Origin of the sequence: Pseudomonas sp. HLMP (genome assembly GCF_046365545.1) — a bacterium.
Lineage (GTDB): Bacteria > Pseudomonadota > Gammaproteobacteria > Pseudomonadales > Pseudomonadaceae > Aquipseudomonas > Aquipseudomonas guariconensis_B.
Window position 1 is genome coordinate 1,663,933 of the sequence record NZ_JBDLLR010000001.1, and the last position, 17,709, is coordinate 1,681,641.

Below are 17,709 nucleotides of genomic sequence, written 5' to 3' on the forward strand. Positions count from 1 at the left end.
GACCCGAGCCCCCAATAGCGTCCGTATGCGGCTGCGCGCTTGACTTGTCAAGTGGTGCACTATCCAGTAAGATTCGCCGTCTTATTTTCGCTGGGCGGCCTCTGAGGCTTTAAAGAATGAAAACTTTTACTGCTAAACCGGAAACAGTAAAGCGCGACTGGTACGTAGTTGACGCCGCTGGTCAGACCCTGGGTCGTCTGGCTACCGAAATCGCTCGTCGCCTGCGTGGCAAGCACAAGCCAGAATACACCCCTCACGTTGACACCGGCGACTACATCGTCGTCATCAACGCCGAGCAGGTACGTGTCACTGGTGCCAAGACTTCGGACAAGATGTACTACTCCCACTCCGGTTTCCCGGGCGGTATCAAGGAAATCAACTTCGAGAAGTTGATCGCCAAGGCCCCTGAGCGTGTCATCGAGACCGCGGTCAAAGGCATGCTGCCTAAGAACCCGCTGGGTCGCGACATGTACCGTAAGCTGAAAGTCTATGCGGGTGCAGCTCACCCTCACACTGCTCAGCAGCCTCAAGAACTGAAGATTTAACGGAATAGTTCATTATGTCGGCGACTCAAAATTACGGCACTGGCCGTCGCAAGACCGCAACCGCTCGCGTTTTCCTGCGTCCGGGCACTGGCAACATCTCCATCAACAACCGTCCTCTGGACACCTTCTTCGGCCGCGAAACCGCTCGTATGGTTGTTCGCCAGCCGCTGGAGCTGACCGAGACCGTTGAAAAGTTCGACATCTACGTCACCGTCGTCGGTGGTGGTGTCAGCGGCCAGGCCGGTGCGATCCGTCACGGTATCACCCGCGCCCTGATGGACTACGACGAGTCCCTGCGTGGCGCCCTGCGCCGTGCTGGCTACGTCACCCGCGACGCTCGTGAAGTCGAGCGTAAGAAAGTGGGTCTGCGTAAAGCGCGTAAGCGTCCTCAGTACTCCAAGCGTTAATTTCGCTTCGGCAGTCGAAGAAGCCCGGTTCCTTTTGGAGCCGGGCTTTTTTTATGGCTTGGACTAACCTGTCAGCATGTCAGTGACAACTTGCCGCATAGACGCAGATCAAGCAAAGCGAGGGTTGCAGCCCGCCTGGGGGGTAATCACCTTGTCAGTGTGTGGATTTGTTCCTTACCATTGCGGCCAATTTTTAGTGCCACAGACATTACCTAAGTAGAGGCCTGATCCAACAGGCCAAGCAAGCTGATGGGAGAGGACTGAATGAGCAATGACGGCGTCAACGCAGGCCGGCGCCGCTTCCTCGTAGCCGCGACATCCGTGGTCGGGGCGGCGGGGGCAGTGGGGGCTGCGGTACCGTTCGTGGGGTCATGGTTTCCCAGTGCCAAGGCGAAAGCCGCAGGTGCACCGGTGAAGGTCAATATCGCCAAGGTCGAGCCGGGCCAGCAGATGGTCGCTGAGTGGCGTGGCCAGCCGGTGTTCATCGTGCGGCGAACGCAAGAGATCCTCGGGAACCTCAAGAAAATCGCCGGAGAGCTCTCCGATCCCGAGTCCAAGGCCTCGGATCAGCCGACCTATGTCGACCCGGAAAACCGCTCGATCAAGCCCGAGATCCTTGTCCTCGTCGGCCTGTGCACCCACCTGGGCTGCTCGCCGACCTTCCGCCCTGAAGTCGCGCCGGCCGACCTCGGGCCGAAATGGGTCGGCGGCTACTTCTGCCCTTGCCACGGTTCGCACTACGACCTGGCCGGCCGTGTCTACAAGGCCCAGCCGGCACCCCTCAACCTGCCAGTGCCTCCGCACTCTTACGAGTCGGACGACATCATCGTCATCGGCGTCGATCAGGAGAACGCATGATGAGCAAGTTCATGGACTGGATTGATGCTCGCTTCCCCGCCACCAAGATGTGGGAAGACCACCTGAGCAAGTATTACGCGCCCAAGAACTTCAACTTCCTGTACTTCTTCGGCTCCCTGGCCCTGCTGGTGCTGGTCAACCAGATCGTCACCGGCGTCTGGTTGACCATGAGCTTCACGCCCTCGGCGGAAGAGGCCTTCGCCTCGGTCGAGTACATCATGCGTGACGTGGAGTACGGCTGGATCCTGCGCTACCTGCACTCCACCGGCGCTTCGGCGTTCTTCATCGTGGTCTACCTGCACATGTTCCGCGGCCTGCTCTACGGCTCGTACCAGAAGCCGCGCGAGCTGGTCTGGCTGTTCGGCATGCTGATCTACCTGGCGTTGATGGCCGAGGCGTTCATGGGTTACCTGCTGCCCTGGGGCCAGATGTCCTACTGGGGCGCCCAGGTGATCATCTCGCTGTTCGGCGCCATCCCGCTGATCGGCGACGACCTGACCCAGTGGATCCGGGGTGACTACCTGATCTCCGGCATCACCCTGAACCGCTTCTTCGCCCTCCATGTGATCGCCTTGCCGATCGTCATCCTCGGGCTGGTGGTGCTGCACATCCTGGCGTTGCACGAAGTGGGTTCGAACAACCCCGACGGCATCGACATCAAGAAGAACAAGGACGAGAACGGCGTGCCCCTCGACGGCATTCCCTTCCATCCGTACTACACCGTCAAGGATATCGTCGGCGTCGTGGTGTTCCTCTTCGTCTTCTGTGCCGTGGTGTTCTTCTTCCCGGAGATGGGCGGCTACTTCCTGGAGAAACCGAACTTCGAACAGGCGAATGCGTTCAAGACCCCCGAGCACATCGCGCCGGTCTGGTACTTCACGCCGTTCTACGCGATCTTGCGAGCGGTCCCCGACAAGCTGTTCGGCGTCATCGCCATGGGCGCCGCGATCGCCGTGCTGTTCGTGCTGCCCTGGCTTGACCGCAGCCCGGTGCGCTCCATGCGCTACAAGGGCTGGCTGAGCAAGCTGTTCCTGCTGGTGTTCTGCGTGGCCTTCGTGATTCTGGGTGTGCTGGGTGTGCTGGCGCCTACGCCGGGCCGGACCTTGCTGTCGCAGGTCTGCACCGTGCTGTATTTCGCCTACTTCCTCCTGATGCCGTTCTACACCAGGCTCGAGAAGACCAAACCGGTTCCGGAAAGGGTGACTGGCTGATGAAAAAGCTTATTGCAGTATTGTTCCTGGCAGTGATGCCTGCCTTGTCCTTCGCCGCGGAGCAGAGCCTGGAGCTGGACAAGGTCGATATCGACCTGACCGACAAGGCCGCCATGCAAGACGGTGCGCGTACCTTCGCCAACTATTGCATGGGTTGCCACAGCGCCAAGTTCCAGCGTTACGAGCGGGTCGCCGATGACCTGGGCATTCCCCACGAGCTGATGCTCGAGAAGCTGGTGTTCACCGGCGCCAAGATCGGCGATCACATGCAGATCGGCATGCAGCCCGACGATGCCAAGGTCTGGTTCGGTGCGGCGCCGCCCGACCTGACCCTGGTCGCCCGGGTGCGCGGCAACGACTGGCTGTACACCTACCTGCGCAGCTTCTACGAGGACAAGTCGCGTCCTTATGGGGTGAACAACAAGGTGTTCCCGAACGTCGGCATGCCCAACGTGCTGGTTGGCCTGCAGGGTAACCAGGTGATCGGCTGCAAGCAGGTGCAGACCGTGGTCGATGGCAAGAAGCAGTTCGACCCGCTGACGGGCAGCCCGCTGACCCATGAAGCCTGCGACCAGCTGACCATCGAGCCGAATTCCGGTACCCTGACGCCTGAGCAGTTCGACGAGAAGGTCAAGAACCTGGTGACCTTCCTGGCCTATTCGGCCAACCCGGTCAAACTGGAGAGCCAGCGCATCGGTACCTATGTGTTGCTGTACCTGGCTTTCTTCTTCGTATTCGCCTATTTGCTCAAGCGCGAATACTGGAAGGACGTGCATTGATCACGCAGTAGTTTTTGCTGGTAGTTGAACGCGCCCTGGGGCGCTCCCCGCGACAGCGGAGGGCTCCTCAGGGCGCGTTTGCATTTGCAGTTTCACAAGCATTCCCATGCGAGGAGGAGCTACATGGGCGCGACCAACAGGTTAGCCTGCTATTCCGACCCCGCTGACCATTATTCTCATCGGGTACGCCTTGTTCTCGCGGAGAAAGGCGTCAGTGTGCAGATCATCGACGTCGATCCCGGCCGCCTGCCGCCCGGGCTGGTCGAGGTGAACCCCTATGGCAGCGTGCCGACCCTGGTCGATCGAGACCTGGCGCTGTACGAGTCGACCGTGGTGATGGAGTACCTCGAGGAACGTTATCCGCATCCGCCGTTGATGCCGGTCTACCCGGTGGCTCGGGGCAACAGCCGTTTGCTGATGCATCGCATCCAACGCGACTGGTGTTCGCTGGCGGATACCGTGCTGGATCCGCGCAGCAGCGAGGCTGCGCGCGCCGAGGCGCGCAAGGCGCTACGTGAAAGCCTGACAGGTGTCTCCCCGCTGTTCGGCGAGTTTTCTTGTTTCATGAGTGAGGAGCAAAGTCTGGTCGACTGTTGTCTACTGCCCATACTATGGCGGTTGCCGGTACTGGGTATCGACTTGCCGCGGCAGGCCAAGCCGCTGCTGGACTACATGGAGCGACAGTTCGCCCGCGAGCCTTTCCAGGCGAGCCTGTCCGCTGCTGAACGTGAAATGCGCAAGGTTTAAGGAGCCGTTGATGAACTCCAGTCGCCCCTATCTGGTTCGTGCGCTGTACGAGTGGATCGTCGACAACGATTGCACCCCCCACATGCTGGTCAATGCCGAGTACCCGGCAGTCCAGGTGCCTCAGGGATTCGCCAGCGACGGCCAGATCGTCCTGAACATTTCCCCCAACGCCGTGCGCAACCTGCACATGGACAATGACGCGGTGAGCTTCGAGGGCCGCTTCAGTGGCGTGGCCCATTCCTTGTTCGTGCCAGTGGGCGCGATCCTGGGTATCTATGCCCGGGAGAATGGCCAGGGCATGGTGTTCGAGCTCGAGCCGCCGCTGATGGACAGCGACGAGCTGGAAGACGATGTCGAACCGGATGACGACGGCCCGCCCGAGGGCGGTGGTCAGCCGCCACGCCCGAGTGGCAGGCCAAGCCTGAAGGTGGTCAAGTAACCTGGAAGGCGACCCTGGACCAAGGCCGGCCAGTCAAGCAGGTCTTGTAATCCAGGGAGGGGGCTGCGAAGCAGCCCCGATGTAGCTTCGCTGTCGTCAGTCGATGTACTCGAACAGCTTGACGATCTTCTGCACGCCAGACACGCCCTGTACCACGTTGGTGGCGGCGGTGGCCTCCTTCTGGGTCACCAGGCCCAGCATGTAGACGATGCCGTTCTCGGTGATCACCTTGATGCGCGAGCCTGGAACGTTGGCGTCAGCCAGCATCTGGGTCTTGATCTTGGTGGTCAGCCAGGCGTCGTTGTTGCGGGCCAGGATCGAGGAGGGCTGCATGACCTGCAGTTCGTTGTGCACTTTCTTGACCCGCTGCACCTGGCTGGCGGTTTGCTCGGCCAGGCTCTTGAGGTCGGCGCGAGGGGTCTGGCCGGCGAGCAGGACAACGCCGTTGTAGCTGCTGACGACGATGTGCGAACCCTTGTCCAGGTCGGGGTTGGCCTTGGCGACGTTGACCGAGACCTTGGTCTCGATCAGCGAGTCGTCGATCTTGCTGCCGATGGTGCGGGTGCCGCGATCATCTTCGATCGGCGAGTTACGTGCAGAGGTCAGTACCGAGCTGCAGCCGGAAACACTCAGGCACAGGGTCAGGGCCATCAGGCCGAGGCGCTTGGGGATCATTCTTCACTCCCGAACAGTTGGCTGTCGATCAGGTCGCACAGGCAATGGATCGCCAGCAGGTGGACTTCCTGGATTCGCGCGGTGACGTTCGCTGGCACGCGGATCTCCACGTCTTCGGGCAGCAGCAGCGAAGCCATCCCGCCGCCGTCTCGCCCGGTCAATGCCACGACGGTCATCTCGCGGTCGTGCGCGGCCTGGATCGCTTGTATCACGTTGGCCGAGTTGCCGCTGGTGGAGATCGCCAGCAGCACGTCGCCCGGTTGGCCCAGGGCGCGAATCTGCTTGGAGAAGACTTCGTTGTAGCTGTAGTCGTTGGCGATCGAGGTGAGGGTCGAGCTGTCGGTGGTCAGGGCAATGGCCGGTAGGCTCGGGCGTTCGCGCTCGAAACGGTTGAGCAGCTCCGAGGAAAAGTGCTGGGCATCGCCAGCCGATCCACCGTTGCCGCAGGCGAGCATCTTGCCCTCGTTGAGCAGGGCATTGACCATGACCAGGCTGGCCTGCTCGATGTGCGGTGCCAGGATGTCCATTGCCTGTTGCTTGGTGTCGATGCTGGCCTGGAACAGCCGGCGAATTCGGGATTGCATGTCCATCTGGTGTGACCTTAAGAGGGGCGGTGGCCGGCGCGACGCGCGACGGTGACCTGCCCGCGAAACATAGAGCAAAAAAATCGGAATGGGTTCAGCATTCGAAGGCGTTTTTCAGCCATTGCAGCGGTTGGCCTGCATGGTGCCTGCCCTGCAGGGCGATGACGTCGAAGCGGCAGGGATGCTTGGCCCAGCGGGACTCCTTCTGCAGGAACAGGTTGGCGGCAAGCGCCAGTCGTTTCTGCTTGCGCCCGTCGATGCTGCCCAGGGCGCCGCCGAAGGCCGCGTGCAACCGGTAGCGGACTTCGACGAATACTACTGTATCGGCGTCGAGCATGACCAGATCGAGCTCGCCTCCCTTGCATCGCCAGTTGCGTGCCAGCAGTTGCAGACCACGCCCCCGAAGGAAGTCGAGGGCGTGGTTTTCTGCGGCTGCGCCGGCGCTCGAAGGCGATGCGTCGGGCATCAGCGCGGCGTATCCGGGAGGCGCTTGACCTGGCCGCCAGCGAACTCCGCCCAGGGCAGCTGGCGTTCGATGCGCTGGCTGGCGTTCATGCTCAGGCTGCCGGAAAGGCCTTCGATGCGGTTGTCCGGTAGGGCCTTGAGCTGGCCCAGGCGCGGCGCCAGGCTGTAGGCATCGACGCCCATGGCATACAGGCGGCCGAGGCTACCGGCGGCCTGGGGCCATTGCTGGACCACCTGCTGGCGCAGGCTGTTGGTGTTGTCGAGCAGCCATGGCGTCTCGCAGAAGCGGATGCCGTTCATGTCGTTGTACTGGTTGACGTCGCCGCTGGCGCTGTACAGGTTCGAGGTGGCATAGACCGGCACGTCGCCGGCGTATTGGAAGTTCAGGGTCGGCTTGATCTGCTGTGCCTGCTGCGGCGTGGAGGCGAGGAAGATGAAGTCGATGTCCTGGCGGCGCGACGGTTGTGCGGCGATGGTGCCGCCCACGGTGCTCTGCAGGCTCTTGGCGCGGCCTTCGCTCTGGCGCAGTTGGAACAGGTCGGCGATCTGCTGGGCCAGGGCGACCGGCTGGGCAATGCGTTCGGCGGCCAGCAGGGTGCCGCCATGGCTTTCCCAGTCCTGGCGGAAGGCGGCGAGTACGCGCTCACCCCATTCGCCGCTGGGGACCAGGGCCACGGCTCGGACCATGCCGTCGGCGCGGGCGCGGCGCGAGACCTCGCGGGCCTCGTCCTCGGCGGCGAGGCCGAACTGGAACAGCTGTGCTGGCGCCTGCTGGCCTGCATCGGCGTAGTTCAGTGCCAGGGTGGTGATCGGCAACTGCGGGTAGGCGGCGAGTTTCTTCACCAGCGGTTTTTCCAGTGGCCCTACCACCAGTTGTACGCCGGCCGCCTGGGCCTGGTTGTAGAAATCATCGAGCGAGGTCATGCGCGAGCTATCGAAGACCTGCACGGCCGGGGCCGGTTGGCCGGACTGCTGGGCCTGGAAGTGGGCGGCCATGAAGCCGTCGCGCAGGGCACGGGCCACACCGGCCAGCGGGCCTTCCTGGGGCAGCAGCAGGGCGATCTTGGTCAGCGGCTGGCTGGCCAGCTCCTTGAGCTTGACCAGGGCCAGCGGCAGTTGCTGGGCGGCCGGATGGTTCGGGTGCTGCGCGCTCCAGGTGTCGATGGCAGCCTGCTGCTGCTCGAGGGTGCCGGCGCTTTTCACCGCCAGGGCCAGGCTGGTCCAGCCGGCCAGGGTCTCGTCGCTGGCCGGCTGCTGCAGTTGCTCGGCCGGCAGTGACGCGACCAGGGCCCAGATGGCGTCATGGTTGGCTTCGGCTGCCTGGCCTTCGAGCAGTGGGGCGAGCAGGACACGCTGCTGTGCGGCGGCCAGGGCCTGGCCGTCGGCTTCCAGGGCGGCGGCGTGGACGCTGTAGGTGCGTGCCTGTTGCGCTTGCGGCAGTTCGCCCAGGCGCTGCAGGCTCGGGTGGGAGAGGGCGTCCAGTGCTGCCTTGGGCTGGTTGCGGCTCATGGCCAGCTCGGCGGCCAGGGTGCTGGCGAACACCTGCTGGGCAGGCTTGAGCCCATCCAGGGGAACCTGTTCGAGGATGCGTGCGGCGCGCGGGTAGTCCTTCTGCCGGTAGGCCATGTCGGCGGCGCTCAGGCGCAGTAGGGCGGCATCTTCCGCGGACTTGCTGGTGGCGGCCTTGTCGAGCAACTGCTCGATGCTGGCATCCGGGGTGCGTGGCAGTTCGCCCAGGCTGGATGAGGGCGAGCTGGCGCAGGCTGCCAGCAGGGCAGCGAGGCAGAGGGCTGTGAGCAGCCGCAGGCAAGCGATCATGTAAAGGTCCTGTTACTCGATCAAGTTGGCCGGCAATTGTACCCAAGCGTCGGCCAGGGCGCGATCTTGCTGACGTCGATCCTTCACTATAGGTCGCCTGGCAGGGGATGGCCGCGAAGTTCCTTGCGCCATGTTGCGCAAGGTCCGCGTGGTCGGGGCATGGGGACGGGCGCTGAATTGGCCGTACAGCGCCCTGGCACTCGGGCTACAATGGCGCCTTTGATCCGAAAGGCAGGTGTGCGCAGTGAGTGATGGTGCAGGGACTTCGAAATCCACGGTGGGTACGCTCTATGTCGTCGCGACGCCGATCGGCAACCTCGACGACATGAGCGCCAGGGCGCTGAAGGTGCTGGCGGACGTGGCCCTGATCGCCGCCGAGGATACCCGTCACTCGGTACGCCTGCTGCAGCACTTCGGCATCGACACGCCGCTGGCGGCCTGTCATGAGCACAACGAGCGCGACGAAGGCGGGCGTTTCATCACCCGTCTTCTGGCCGGGGACGATGTGGCGCTGGTGTCCGACGCCGGCACGCCGTTGATCTCTGATCCGGGCTACCACCTGGTGCGCCAGGCGCGTGCGGCGGGGGTGAGGGTGGTCCCGGTGCCAGGCGCCTGCGCGCTGATCACAGCATTGTCGGCGGCGGGCCTGCCGTCGGACCGCTTCATCTTCGAAGGTTTTCTCCCGGCCAAGGCCGCCGGGCGTCGTGCGCGTCTGGAGCAGGTAAAGGAAGAACCGCGTACGCTGATCTTCTATGAGGCGCCGCATCGTATCCTCGAGTGCCTGGAGGACATGGAGGCGGTCTTCGGCGCGGAGCGTCCGGCGGTGCTGGGGCGTGAACTGACCAAGACCTTCGAGACCCTCAAGGGCCTGCCGTTGGGCGAACTGCGTGCCTTCGTCGCGGGCGACGGCAATCAGCAGCGGGGCGAGTGTGTGGTGCTGGTGGGGGGGTGGAGTGCGCCCGAGGACGACCAGGCGATCAGCGCCCAGGCACAGCGCGTGCTGGATCTGTTGCTGGCGGAATTGCCGCTGAAGCGGGCGGCTGCCCTGGCGGCGGAAATCACGGGTGTGCGCAAGAACCTGCTGTATCAAATGGCCCTGGATAAACAGAAAGCCAAATAGTGGCTTTTTGGTATTGTTTACCGTATCACTTGTTCTTGGGCACGCGTGCCGTTAACCTTGTCGGCGGAGAGTCGATTGGACAGTCGCTGCCTTCTTTTGTTCCGCAAAAGAAGGGGGAGGAAAGTCCGGGCTCCATAGGGCAGAGTGCCAGGTAATGCCTGGGAGGCGCGAGCCTACGGAAAGTGCCACAGAAAACAACCGCCTAAGCACTTCGGTGCCGGTAAGGGTGAAAAGGTGCGGTAAGAGCGCACCGCACGGCTGGCAACAGTTCGTGGCTAGGTAAACCCCACTCGGAGCAAGACCAAATAGGGTTCCATACGGCGTGGCCCGCGTCGGAACCGGGTAGGTTGCTAAAGGCGTCCAGTGATGGCCGTCGTAGAGGAATGACTGTCCTCGACAGAACCCGGCTTATAGATCGACTCTCCACCTCCTTCTCCTGCTTGAATCGATAGCAGATGTGTCCTGGTAATACCAAAAAAATCTTACTCTTAATAAATCACTTTAACTTGGTGGGCTATCCAACTGAGTGCGCTTGATTTTTCCCTCCAGAATTTTCTCCCTGTAGTCCTTCCTCCTTCCTATGTTGAGCTAAATCGCCGTCCTGTAAGGGATTTCCTTATGAACGTGCCTTGACGGTGCAGCGGACGGATTCCTATAGTGTGCGCAAGTGGCAGAAAGTGGGATGAAGTGGGTTTTCTGACACAAAAAAGCTAACATTGTGGGGAATCGCAGCCGTGTTCCGCGGAGCCAACGCCGTCAGCCTCGATGCAAAGGGCCGACTCGCCATGCCGAGTCGGTACCGTGACGAGCTCGATTCGCGTTGTGGTGGTCAGCTGATCGTGACCATCGACGCTGTCGATCCCTGCTTGTGTGTCTACCCCCTCGATGAGTGGGAACAGATAGAAGCCAAGTTGCGCGCCTTGCCGTCGTTGCGTGAGGAAAACCGCCGCCTCCAGCGTCTGCTGATCGGTAATGCGGTAGACCTGGAGCTCGATGGCAGTGGGCGTTTCCTGGTTCCGCCACGCCTGCGCGAATACGCCAAGCTCGACAAGAAGGCGATGCTGGTGGGGCAGCTGAACAAATTCCAGCTGTGGGATGAGGATGCCTGGAACGCGGTTTCGGCAGCTGATCTTGCAGCTATTCAACAACCGGGCGCCATGCCCGACGATTTGCGTGACCTGATCCTGTGACTATAGATAGCGGCTTCAACCACATCACCGTGCTGCTCGACGAGGCTGTCGAGGCACTGGCCCTGCGCGCCGATGGTTGCTATCTGGATGGCACCTTCGGGCGAGGTGGGCACAGCCGCCTGATTCTCAGCAAGCTCGGGCCGCAAGGGCGGTTGCTGGGCTTCGACAAGGACCCACAGGCGATTGCCACGGGGCAAGCGCTGGCGGCCGAAGACGGCCGCTTTGTCATTGTGCAGCGCAGCTTTGCCGAGATGGGCGACGAAGTGTCTGCGCGCGGCCTGCACGGCAAGGTCAGTGGCGTGCTGCTCGACCTGGGCGTGTCGTCGCCGCAACTGGACGATCCCGAGCGCGGCTTCAGCTTCCTCAATGATGGCCCGCTGGACATGCGCATGAACCCGGGCAAGGGTTTCAGTGCTGCCGAGTTTATCGCCAGCGCGCCCGAGGAGGAGATCGCCCGGGTCTTCAAGGAATATGGCGAAGAGCGCTTCGCCAAACGCATGGCCCGTGCCGTGGTACAGCGCCGGGAGCAACAGCCCTTTACCCGCACCGGCGACCTGGCCGAGGTGCTCAAGGCGGCCAACCCTGCCTGGGAAAAGGGCAAGAACCCGGCAACCCGTGCCTTCCAGGGCCTGCGCATTCACGTCAACAACGAGCTGGGCGACCTGGAGACCGGCCTTGAGGCGGCGCTCGATGCGCTGGAAGTCGGTGGCCGCCTGGTGGTGATCAGCTTCCACTCCCTGGAAGACCGCATCGTCAAGCTGTTCATGCGCAAGCTGGCCAAGGGCGAGGCAGACAACCTGCCGCGCAACCTGCCGGTGCAGCACAAGGCCTTCGAGCCGAAGATCCGTCTGGTCGGCAAGGCGCAGTTCGCCTCCGATGCCGAACTCAAGGCCAACCCGCGCGCGCGCAGTGCCGTGATGCGGGTGGCGGAGAAGTTACGGTGAGCCGGCTGTTCGCCAAACCTTTGCCAGGCGGAAGCTTCCTGATGCTTCTGCTGTTCGCCGGTGTCCTGGTTTCGGCCATCGCGGTGTCCTACAGCGCCCACTGGAACCGCCAACTGCTCAACACCCTCTACGGTGAGCTGAACGAGCGCGACAAGGTCCAGGCCGAATGGGGGCGGTTGATCCTCGAGCAGAGCACCTGGACCGCCCATAGCCGTATCGAGAACCTGGCTACCGAGCAACTGCGCATGCGTGTGCCGGCCGCTGACGAAGTGCGGATGGTGGCACCATGATGAAGCTCGAAGGCGCACTCTACCCCTGGCGCTTCCGGGTGGTGATCGCATTGCTGGCGCTGATGGTCGGCGCCATCTGCTGGCGCATCATCGACCTGCAGGTCATCGACCGTGACTTCCTCAAGGGGCAGGGCGACGCCCGCAGCCTGCGGCATATCCCGATCCCTGCGCACCGTGGCCTGATCACCGACCGCAATGGCGAGCCCCTGGCCGTCAGTACGCCGGTCACCACCCTGTGGGCCAACCCCAAGGAAATGCAGGCCTCCAAGGAGCGCTGGGGGCAACTGGCCGCCGCCTTGGGGCAGAACGCCCAGCAGTTGAGCGAGCGCCTGACCCAGCAGGCCAACAAGGAGTTCATCTACCTGGTCCGCGGCCTGACCCCGGAGCAGGGCCAGCAAGTGCTCGACCTGAAGATCCCCGGTGTCTACGGCATGGAGGAGTTCCGCCGCTTCTACCCGGCGGGGGACGTCACCGCGCACATGGTCGGCTTCACCGACCTGGACGATCACGGGCGCGAAGGCGTGGAGCTGGCCTACGACGAATGGCTCGCCGGCGTGCCCGGCAAGCGGCAGGTGATCAAGGACCGGCGTGGCCGGCTGATCAAGGACATCCAGGTGACCAAGAACGCCAAGGCCGGGAAGACCTTGGCGTTGTCGATAGACCTGCGCCTGCAGTACCTGGCCACCCGCGAGCTGCGCAACGCCATCGCCGAACAGGACGCCAAGGCCGGCAGCCTGGTGATCATGGACGTCAAGACCGGCGAGGTCCTGGCCATGGTCAACCAGCCGACCTACAACCCGAACAACCGCCGCAGCATGTTCCCCGCCGCGATGCGCAACCGGGCGATCATCGATGTGTTCGAGCCTGGCTCGACGGTCAAGCCGATCTCCATGAGCGCGGCGTTGCAGAGTGGCCGCTGGAAGCCGACCGACAAGGTCGAGGTCTACCCCGGCAGCCTGCAGATCGGCCGCTACACCATCAAGGACGTGTCCCGTAGCGAGGGCCCGATCCTCGACCTGACCGGCATCCTGATCAACTCCAGTAACGTGGGCATGAGCAAGATCGCCTTCGACATCGGTGGCGACGCCATCTACCGGGTCATGTCGCAACTGGGCCTGGGCCAGTACACCGGCCTGGGCTTCCCTGGCGAGCGAGTCGGCAACCTGCCCAACCATCGCGAATGGCGCAAGGCCGAGACTGCCACGCTGTCCTACGGCTATGGCGTCTCGGTGACTGCCTTGCAACTGGTGCATGCCTACGCCGCCCTGGCCAACGACGGCAAGATGGTGCCGCTGTCGATCCTCAAGGTCGACAAGGCCCCGGAAGCCGTCCAGGCGATCCCGAAAGAAACCGCCGAGACCATCCAGGGCATGCTGCAGCAGGTCATCGAGGCCCCGCGTGGGGTGTTCCGCGCCCAGGTGCCGTTCTATCACGTCGGTGGCAAGTCCGGTACGGCGCGCAAGGCCACCGTCGGTGCCAAGGGCTACACGGAAAACGCCTACCGTTCGCTGTTCGCCGGCTTCGGTCCGATGAGCGACCCGCGTTACGCCATCGTCGTGGTCATCGACGAGCCGAGCAAGGGTGGTTACTTCGGCGGCCTGGTCTCGGCGCCGGTGTTCAGCAAGGTGATGTCGGGCACCCTGCGCCTGATGAACGTGCCGCCGGACAACCTGCCGCCGCCAGATACGCAGCAGGCCAGTGCAGTACCCGCCAAGGGAGGGCGTGGTTGATGACGATGCCATTGAGCAAGCTTTTCGCCCATGCCAGCCGCGATCCGCTGATCCGCGAGCTGACCCTCGACAGCCGCCAGGTGCGACCGGGCGACCTGTTCCTGGCTGTCCCCGGCGCCAAGGTCGACGGCCGTGCGCACATCGCCGACGCGCTGGCCCGTGGCGCCGCCGCGGTGGCCTATGAAGAGCAGGGAGCAAGCGTCCTGCCGATCACCGACGTGCCGCTGATTCCGGTCAAGGGCCTGATCGGCCAGCTGTCGCAGATCGCCGGGCGCTTCTATGGCGAACCGAGCCGCCAGCTCGACCTGGTCGGCGTCACCGGCACCAACGGCAAGACCAGTGTCACCCAGCTGGTGGCCCAGGCGCTCGATGCGCTGGGCCGGCGCTGTGGGCTGATCGGTACGCTCGGCACCGGCTTTTATGGCGAGCTGCGCAGCGGCCGCCTGACCACGCCCGACCCGATTGCCGTGCAGGCGACCCTGAACGACCTGAAGAAGGGCGGCGCCAAGGCCGTGGCCATGGAGGTGTCGTCCCATGCCCTGGAGCAGGGCCGGGTGGCCGCCCTGGCCTTCGATATCGCCGTGATGACCAACCTGTCCCGCGACCACCTGGACTACCACGGCAGCATGGAGGCCTACGAGGCCGCCAAGGCCCGGCTGTTCGCCTGGCCGAACCTGCAGTGCCGGGTGGTCAACCTGGACGATGACTTCGGTCGTCGCCTGGCCATGGTCCACGCCGAGTCGCGGCTGATCAGCTACAGCTTGCAGGACCCGGCGGCGACGCTGTTCTGCAAACAGGCGAGTTTCGACGACGACGGCGTGCGTGCCATGATCGTCACCCCGCAAGGCGAGCATGCCCTGCGCAGCTGCCTGCTCGGGCGCTTCAACCTGAGCAATATGCTCGCCGCCGTGGCGACCCTGCTGGCCCTGGACTATCCGCTGGACGAGATTCTCAAGGTCACCCCGCGACTGCAGGGGCCGGTCGGTCGCATGCAGCGCCTGGGCGGCGGCGACAAGCCGCTGGTGGTGGTCGACTACGCACACACGCCCGATGCCCTGGAGAAGGTCCTCGAAGCCTTGCGCCCGCATGCCCATGGCCGCCTGCTGTGCCTGTTCGGTTGCGGCGGCGACCGTGACCGTGGCAAGCGCCCGCTGATGGCCCAGGTGGCCGAGCGCCTGGCCGACCGCGTGCTGGTCACCGACGACAATCCGCGTAGCGAAGATCCGCAGCGTATTTTCGACGATATTCGCCCCGGTTTCGCCAAGCCTGTCGATGTCGAGTTCGTCGCCGGCCGTGGCGAGGCCATCGCGCACCTGATCGCCACCGCTGCCGCCGACGACGTGATCGTCCTGGCCGGCAAGGGGCACGAGGATTACCAGGAGATCAACGGCCAGCGCCTTGACTTCTCCGACTTGGTCGAAGCCGAGAAGGCACTTGCAGCCTGGGAGGCTCCGCATGCTTAAGCCCATGACACTCAGCCAATTGAGCGCACCGCTCGCCGCACGGGTGGTTGGCGACGATGCCCGCTTCGACGGCGTCAGCATCGACAGCCGCACGGTGGCTGCCGGGCAGTTGTTCGTCGCCCTGGCCGGCCCGCGTTTCGACGGCCATGACTACCTGGCCGACGTCAAGGCCAAGGGCGCCGTGGCCGCCCTGGTGGAGCGTGAGATCGCCGATGTCGAGCTGCCGCAACTGCTGGTCGCCGATAGCCGCCTGGCCCTGGGCCAGCTCGGTGCCTTGAATCGCGCCGCGTTCGACAAGCCGGTCGTTGCCATCACCGGCTCCAGCGGCAAGACCACCGTCAAAGAGATGCTCGCCTGCATTTTGCGCACCCGAGGCCCGGTGCTGGCCACCCGTGGCAACCTCAACAACGACCTCGGCGCACCGCTGACCCTGCTGGAAATCGCCCCCGAGCACAGTGCCGCGGTGATCGAGCTGGGCGCCTCGCGCATCGGCGAGATCCGCTACACCGTCGGCTTGACCCGCCCTGAAGTGGTCATCATCAACAACGCCGGGACCGCCCACGTCGGCGAGTTCGGCGGCCCGGAAAAAATCGTCGAGGCCAAGGGCGAGATCCTCGAAGGCCTGGGCGAGGGCGGCACGGCCATCCTCAACCTGGACGACAAGGCCTTTGGCACTTGGCACGTGCGTGCGGGTGCCCATCGGGTCCTGAGTTTCGCCCTGGCCAATCCGCAGGCCGACTTCCACGCCAGCGACATCGGTCGCGATGCCCGTGGTTGCCCATCCTTCACCCTGCACGGGCCGCAAGGCTCGGTCGCGGTGCAACTGAACCTGCTGGGCACCCACAACGTCAGCAATGCCCTGGCTGGCGCCGCTGCCGCCCATGCCCTGGGTGTGAGCCTTGCCGGTATCGCGGCCGGGCTGGGCGCGGTCCAGCCGGTCAAGGGGCGTAGCGTGGCGCAAATCGCGCCCAACGGCGTCAGGGTGATCGACGACAGCTACAACGCAAATCCCACCTCGATGTGCGCCGCCATTGATATACTCGCCGGCTTTTCCGGGCGGACCGTCCTGGTGCTCGGGGATATCGGCGAACTGGGGCAATGGGCGCAGGAAGGCCACCGCCAGGTGGGCGACTACGCGCGCGGCAAGGTCGACGCCCTGTACGCGGTGGGTACCAACATGGCCCATGCGGTCAAGGCGTTCGGCGCCAATGGCCGTCATTTCGCTACTCAGGCTGAGCTGATCGACGCTGTTCGCGGCGAGCATGCCAGCAACACCACTATCTTGATCAAGGGCTCGCGCAGCGCTGCGATGGAAAACGTCGTGGCGGCCTTGTGCGGTGCCAGCGGGGAGAAACATTAATGCTGCTGCTGTTGGCCGAGTATCTGCAACAGTTCCACAAGGGCTTCGCGGTCTTCCAGTACCTGTCCCTGCGCGGGATCCTGGGCGTACTGACCGCGTTGTCCCTGGCGCTGTGGCTGGGGCCGTGGATGATCCGTACCCTGCAGATCCGCCAGATTGGCCAGGCCGTGCGTAACGACGGCCCGCAATCGCACCTGTCCAAGTCGGGCACCCCCACCATGGGCGGCGCCCTGATCCTGTCGGCCATCGGCATCAGCACCCTGCTGTGGGCCGACCTGTCCAACCGTTATGTCTGGGTCGTGCTGGTGGTGACCATGCTGTTCGGCGCCATCGGCTGGGTCGACGACTACCGCAAGGTGATCGAGAAGAACTCCCGTGGCCTGCCGAGCCGCTGGAAGTATTTCTGGCAGTCGGTGTTCGGCCTGGGCGCCGCGGTGTTCCTCTACATGACCGCCCCGACCAGCGTCGAGACCACCCTGATCGTGCCGTTCCTCAAGGATGTCACCATCCCCCTGGGCATCGGCTTCGTCGTGCTGACCTATTTCGTCATCGTAGGCTCGAGCAACGCGGTCAACCTCACCGATGGCCTCGATGGCCTGGCGATCATGCCGACGGTGATGGTCGGCGGCGCCCTGGGCATCTTCTGCTACCTGTCGGGCAACGTGAAATTCGCCGAATACCTGCTGATCCCGTACGTGCCGGGCTCGGGCGAGCTGATCGTGTTCTGCGGCGCGCTGATCGGCGCGGGCCTGGGCTTCTTGTGGTTCAACACCTACCCGGCCCAGGTGTTCATGGGCGACGTCGGCGCCCTGGCGCTGGGCGCTGCGCTGGGCACCATCGCGGTGATCGTCCGCCAGGAGATCGTCCTGTTCATCATGGGCGGGGTGTTCGTCATGGAAACCCTGTCGGTGGTGATCCAGGTCGCTTCGTTCAAGTTGACCGGCAAGCGCGTGTTCCGCATGGCACCGATCCACCACCACTTTGAACTCAAGGGTTGGCCCGAGCCACGGGTGATCGTCCGTTTCTGGATCATCACCGTGATTCTGGTGCTGATCGGCCTTGCCACCCTGAAACTGAGGTAGAT

The 17,709-nt window shown here is 63.8% G+C and carries 19 protein-coding genes and 1 other RNA gene; 16 read left to right on the forward strand and 4 right to left on the reverse strand.

The genetic code is table 11. From position 1 onward, the window contains the following. Positions 1–116 precede the first annotated feature (116 nt). From rplM to ABFA30_RS07900, 7 genes are all read left to right on the forward strand, one after another. Positions 117–545, forward strand: a complete 429-nt coding sequence (gene rplM, locus ABFA30_RS07870; protein WP_225789411.1) for a 50S ribosomal protein L13 — start codon at positions 117–119, stop codon at positions 543–545. Between the two features lie 14 nt (positions 546–559). Beyond that, entirely contained in the window at positions 560–952 is a 393-nt protein-coding gene (rpsI, locus tag ABFA30_RS07875; RefSeq protein ID WP_225789410.1) for a 30S ribosomal protein S9, read from the forward strand. A gap of 264 nt (positions 953–1,216) precedes the next feature. After that, positions 1,217–1,810 (forward strand): ubiquinol-cytochrome c reductase iron-sulfur subunit, encoded by a 594-nt coding sequence (petA, locus tag ABFA30_RS07880; RefSeq protein ID WP_225789409.1) that lies wholly within the window; start codon positions 1,217–1,219, stop codon positions 1,808–1,810. Beyond that, on the forward strand, positions 1,810–3,021 hold the full coding sequence (locus ABFA30_RS07885; protein WP_225789504.1) for a cytochrome b: 1,212 nt from the start codon (positions 1,810–1,812) through the stop codon (positions 3,019–3,021). Before petA ends, ABFA30_RS07885 begins: the two co-directional genes overlap by 1 nt. Next, positions 3,021–3,800 carry a cytochrome c1 gene (locus ABFA30_RS07890; RefSeq protein ID WP_225789408.1) on the forward strand — a complete coding sequence of 260 codons (780 nt, stop codon included), beginning with the start codon at positions 3,021–3,023 and terminating at the stop codon, positions 3,798–3,800. Before ABFA30_RS07885 ends, ABFA30_RS07890 begins: the two co-directional genes overlap by 1 nt. A gap of 123 nt (positions 3,801–3,923) precedes the next feature. After that, positions 3,924–4,547 carry a glutathione S-transferase N-terminal domain-containing protein gene (locus tag ABFA30_RS07895; protein ID WP_225789407.1) on the forward strand — a complete coding sequence of 208 codons (624 nt, stop codon included), beginning with the start codon at positions 3,924–3,926 and terminating at the stop codon, positions 4,545–4,547. Between the two features lie 10 nt (positions 4,548–4,557). After that, complete coding sequence (locus ABFA30_RS07900) at positions 4,558–4,986, forward strand: ClpXP protease specificity-enhancing factor (RefSeq protein WP_225789406.1); 429 nt, start codon at positions 4,558–4,560, stop codon at positions 4,984–4,986. A gap of 96 nt (positions 4,987–5,082) precedes the next feature. Here ABFA30_RS07900 and ABFA30_RS07905 read toward each other — a convergent pair whose 3' ends face one another. The 4 genes from ABFA30_RS07905 to ABFA30_RS07920 all read right to left on the reverse strand — a co-directional run bounded on the left by ABFA30_RS07905 (position 5,083) and on the right by ABFA30_RS07920 (position 8,528). Next, positions 5,083–5,661, reverse strand: coding sequence for a BON domain-containing protein (locus tag ABFA30_RS07905; RefSeq protein ID WP_225789405.1), 579 nt, complete (start codon positions 5,659–5,661; stop codon positions 5,083–5,085). Further along, positions 5,658–6,251: a phosphoheptose isomerase gene (locus tag ABFA30_RS07910; protein ID WP_225789404.1), complete on the reverse strand. Its 594-nt coding sequence runs from the start codon at positions 6,249–6,251 to the stop codon at positions 5,658–5,660. Before ABFA30_RS07910 ends, ABFA30_RS07905 begins: the two co-directional genes overlap by 4 nt. A gap of 88 nt (positions 6,252–6,339) precedes the next feature. Further along, on the reverse strand, positions 6,340–6,711 hold the full coding sequence (locus tag ABFA30_RS07915; RefSeq protein WP_225789403.1) for a YraN family protein: 372 nt from the start codon (positions 6,709–6,711) through the stop codon (positions 6,340–6,342). Then, positions 6,711–8,528, reverse strand: coding sequence for a penicillin-binding protein activator (locus tag ABFA30_RS07920; protein WP_225789402.1), 1,818 nt, complete (start codon positions 8,526–8,528; stop codon positions 6,711–6,713). The genes ABFA30_RS07915 and ABFA30_RS07920 overlap by 1 nt, the downstream gene beginning before the upstream one ends. A gap of 244 nt (positions 8,529–8,772) precedes the next feature. On the opposite strand from ABFA30_RS07920, the gene rsmI reads away from it, so the two are divergent. From rsmI to mraY, 9 genes are all read left to right on the forward strand, one after another. After that, positions 8,773–9,648, forward strand: a complete 876-nt coding sequence (gene rsmI / locus ABFA30_RS07925; protein WP_262967468.1) for a 16S rRNA (cytidine(1402)-2'-O)-methyltransferase — start codon at positions 8,773–8,775, stop codon at positions 9,646–9,648. 67 nt (positions 9,649–9,715) lie between these two features. Then, positions 9,716–10,075: RNase P RNA component class A (rnpB, locus tag ABFA30_RS07930), an RNA gene on the forward strand. A 307-nt stretch (positions 10,076–10,382) separates the two neighbouring features. After that, positions 10,383–10,838: a division/cell wall cluster transcriptional repressor MraZ gene (gene mraZ, locus ABFA30_RS07935; RefSeq protein WP_225789400.1), complete on the forward strand. Its 456-nt coding sequence runs from the start codon at positions 10,383–10,385 to the stop codon at positions 10,836–10,838. Next, positions 10,835–11,782, forward strand: coding sequence for a 16S rRNA (cytosine(1402)-N(4))-methyltransferase RsmH (gene rsmH, locus ABFA30_RS07940; RefSeq protein WP_410045315.1), 948 nt, complete (start codon positions 10,835–10,837; stop codon positions 11,780–11,782). Before mraZ ends, rsmH begins: the two co-directional genes overlap by 4 nt. Beyond that, positions 11,779–12,072, forward strand: coding sequence for a cell division protein FtsL (ftsL, locus tag ABFA30_RS07945; protein WP_225789399.1), 294 nt, complete (start codon positions 11,779–11,781; stop codon positions 12,070–12,072). The genes rsmH and ftsL overlap by 4 nt, the downstream gene beginning before the upstream one ends. After that, positions 12,072–13,802 carry a peptidoglycan D,D-transpeptidase FtsI family protein gene (locus ABFA30_RS07950; protein WP_225789502.1) on the forward strand — a complete coding sequence of 577 codons (1,731 nt, stop codon included), beginning with the start codon at positions 12,072–12,074 and terminating at the stop codon, positions 13,800–13,802. The genes ftsL and ABFA30_RS07950 overlap by 1 nt, the downstream gene beginning before the upstream one ends. Next, the gene (locus ABFA30_RS07955) at positions 13,802–15,265 is read left to right on the forward strand and encodes a UDP-N-acetylmuramoyl-L-alanyl-D-glutamate--2,6-diaminopimelate ligase (protein WP_410045316.1); all 1,464 of its coding nucleotides are present in this window, start codon (positions 13,802–13,804) and stop codon (positions 15,263–15,265) included. Before ABFA30_RS07950 ends, ABFA30_RS07955 begins: the two co-directional genes overlap by 1 nt. After that, entirely contained in the window at positions 15,258–16,625 is a 1,368-nt protein-coding gene (gene murF, locus ABFA30_RS07960) for a UDP-N-acetylmuramoyl-tripeptide--D-alanyl-D-alanine ligase (RefSeq protein WP_253081265.1), read from the forward strand. Before ABFA30_RS07955 ends, murF begins: the two co-directional genes overlap by 8 nt. Beyond that, positions 16,625–17,707, forward strand: a complete 1,083-nt coding sequence (gene mraY, locus ABFA30_RS07965) for a phospho-N-acetylmuramoyl-pentapeptide-transferase (protein ID WP_225789396.1) — start codon at positions 16,625–16,627, stop codon at positions 17,705–17,707. Before murF ends, mraY begins: the two co-directional genes overlap by 1 nt. Positions 17,708–17,709: the final 2 nt, after the last annotated feature.

Coding starts and splice junctions, on each gene's coding strand:
- rplM (WP_225789411.1), top strand. CDS start 117: ATGAAAACTTTTACTGCTAAACCGGAAACAGTAAAGCGCGACTGGTAC.
- rpsI (WP_225789410.1), top strand. CDS start 560: ATGTCGGCGACTCAAAATTACGGCACTGGCCGTCGCAAGACCGCAACC.
- petA (WP_225789409.1), top strand. CDS start 1,217: ATGAGCAATGACGGCGTCAACGCAGGCCGGCGCCGCTTCCTCGTAGCC.
- ABFA30_RS07885 (WP_225789504.1), top strand. CDS start 1,810: ATGAGCAAGTTCATGGACTGGATTGATGCTCGCTTCCCCGCCACCAAG.
- ABFA30_RS07890 (WP_225789408.1), top strand. CDS start 3,021: ATGAAAAAGCTTATTGCAGTATTGTTCCTGGCAGTGATGCCTGCCTTG.
- ABFA30_RS07895 (WP_225789407.1), top strand. CDS start 3,924: ATGGGCGCGACCAACAGGTTAGCCTGCTATTCCGACCCCGCTGACCAT.
- ABFA30_RS07900 (WP_225789406.1), top strand. CDS start 4,558: ATGAACTCCAGTCGCCCCTATCTGGTTCGTGCGCTGTACGAGTGGATC.
- ABFA30_RS07905 (WP_225789405.1), bottom strand. CDS start 5,661: ATGATCCCCAAGCGCCTCGGCCTGATGGCCCTGACCCTGTGCCTGAGT.
- ABFA30_RS07910 (WP_225789404.1), bottom strand. CDS start 6,251: ATGGACATGCAATCCCGAATTCGCCGGCTGTTCCAGGCCAGCATCGAC.
- ABFA30_RS07915 (WP_225789403.1), bottom strand. CDS start 6,711: ATGCCCGACGCATCGCCTTCGAGCGCCGGCGCAGCCGCAGAAAACCAC.
- ABFA30_RS07920 (WP_225789402.1), bottom strand. CDS start 8,528: ATGATCGCTTGCCTGCGGCTGCTCACAGCCCTCTGCCTCGCTGCCCTG.
- ABFA30_RS07950 (WP_225789502.1), top strand. CDS start 12,072: ATGAAGCTCGAAGGCGCACTCTACCCCTGGCGCTTCCGGGTGGTGATC.
- ABFA30_RS07955 (WP_410045316.1), top strand. CDS start 13,802: ATGACGATGCCATTGAGCAAGCTTTTCGCCCATGCCAGCCGCGATCCG.
- murF (WP_253081265.1), top strand. CDS start 15,258: ATGCTTAAGCCCATGACACTCAGCCAATTGAGCGCACCGCTCGCCGCA.
- mraY (WP_225789396.1), top strand. CDS start 16,625: ATGCTGCTGCTGTTGGCCGAGTATCTGCAACAGTTCCACAAGGGCTTC.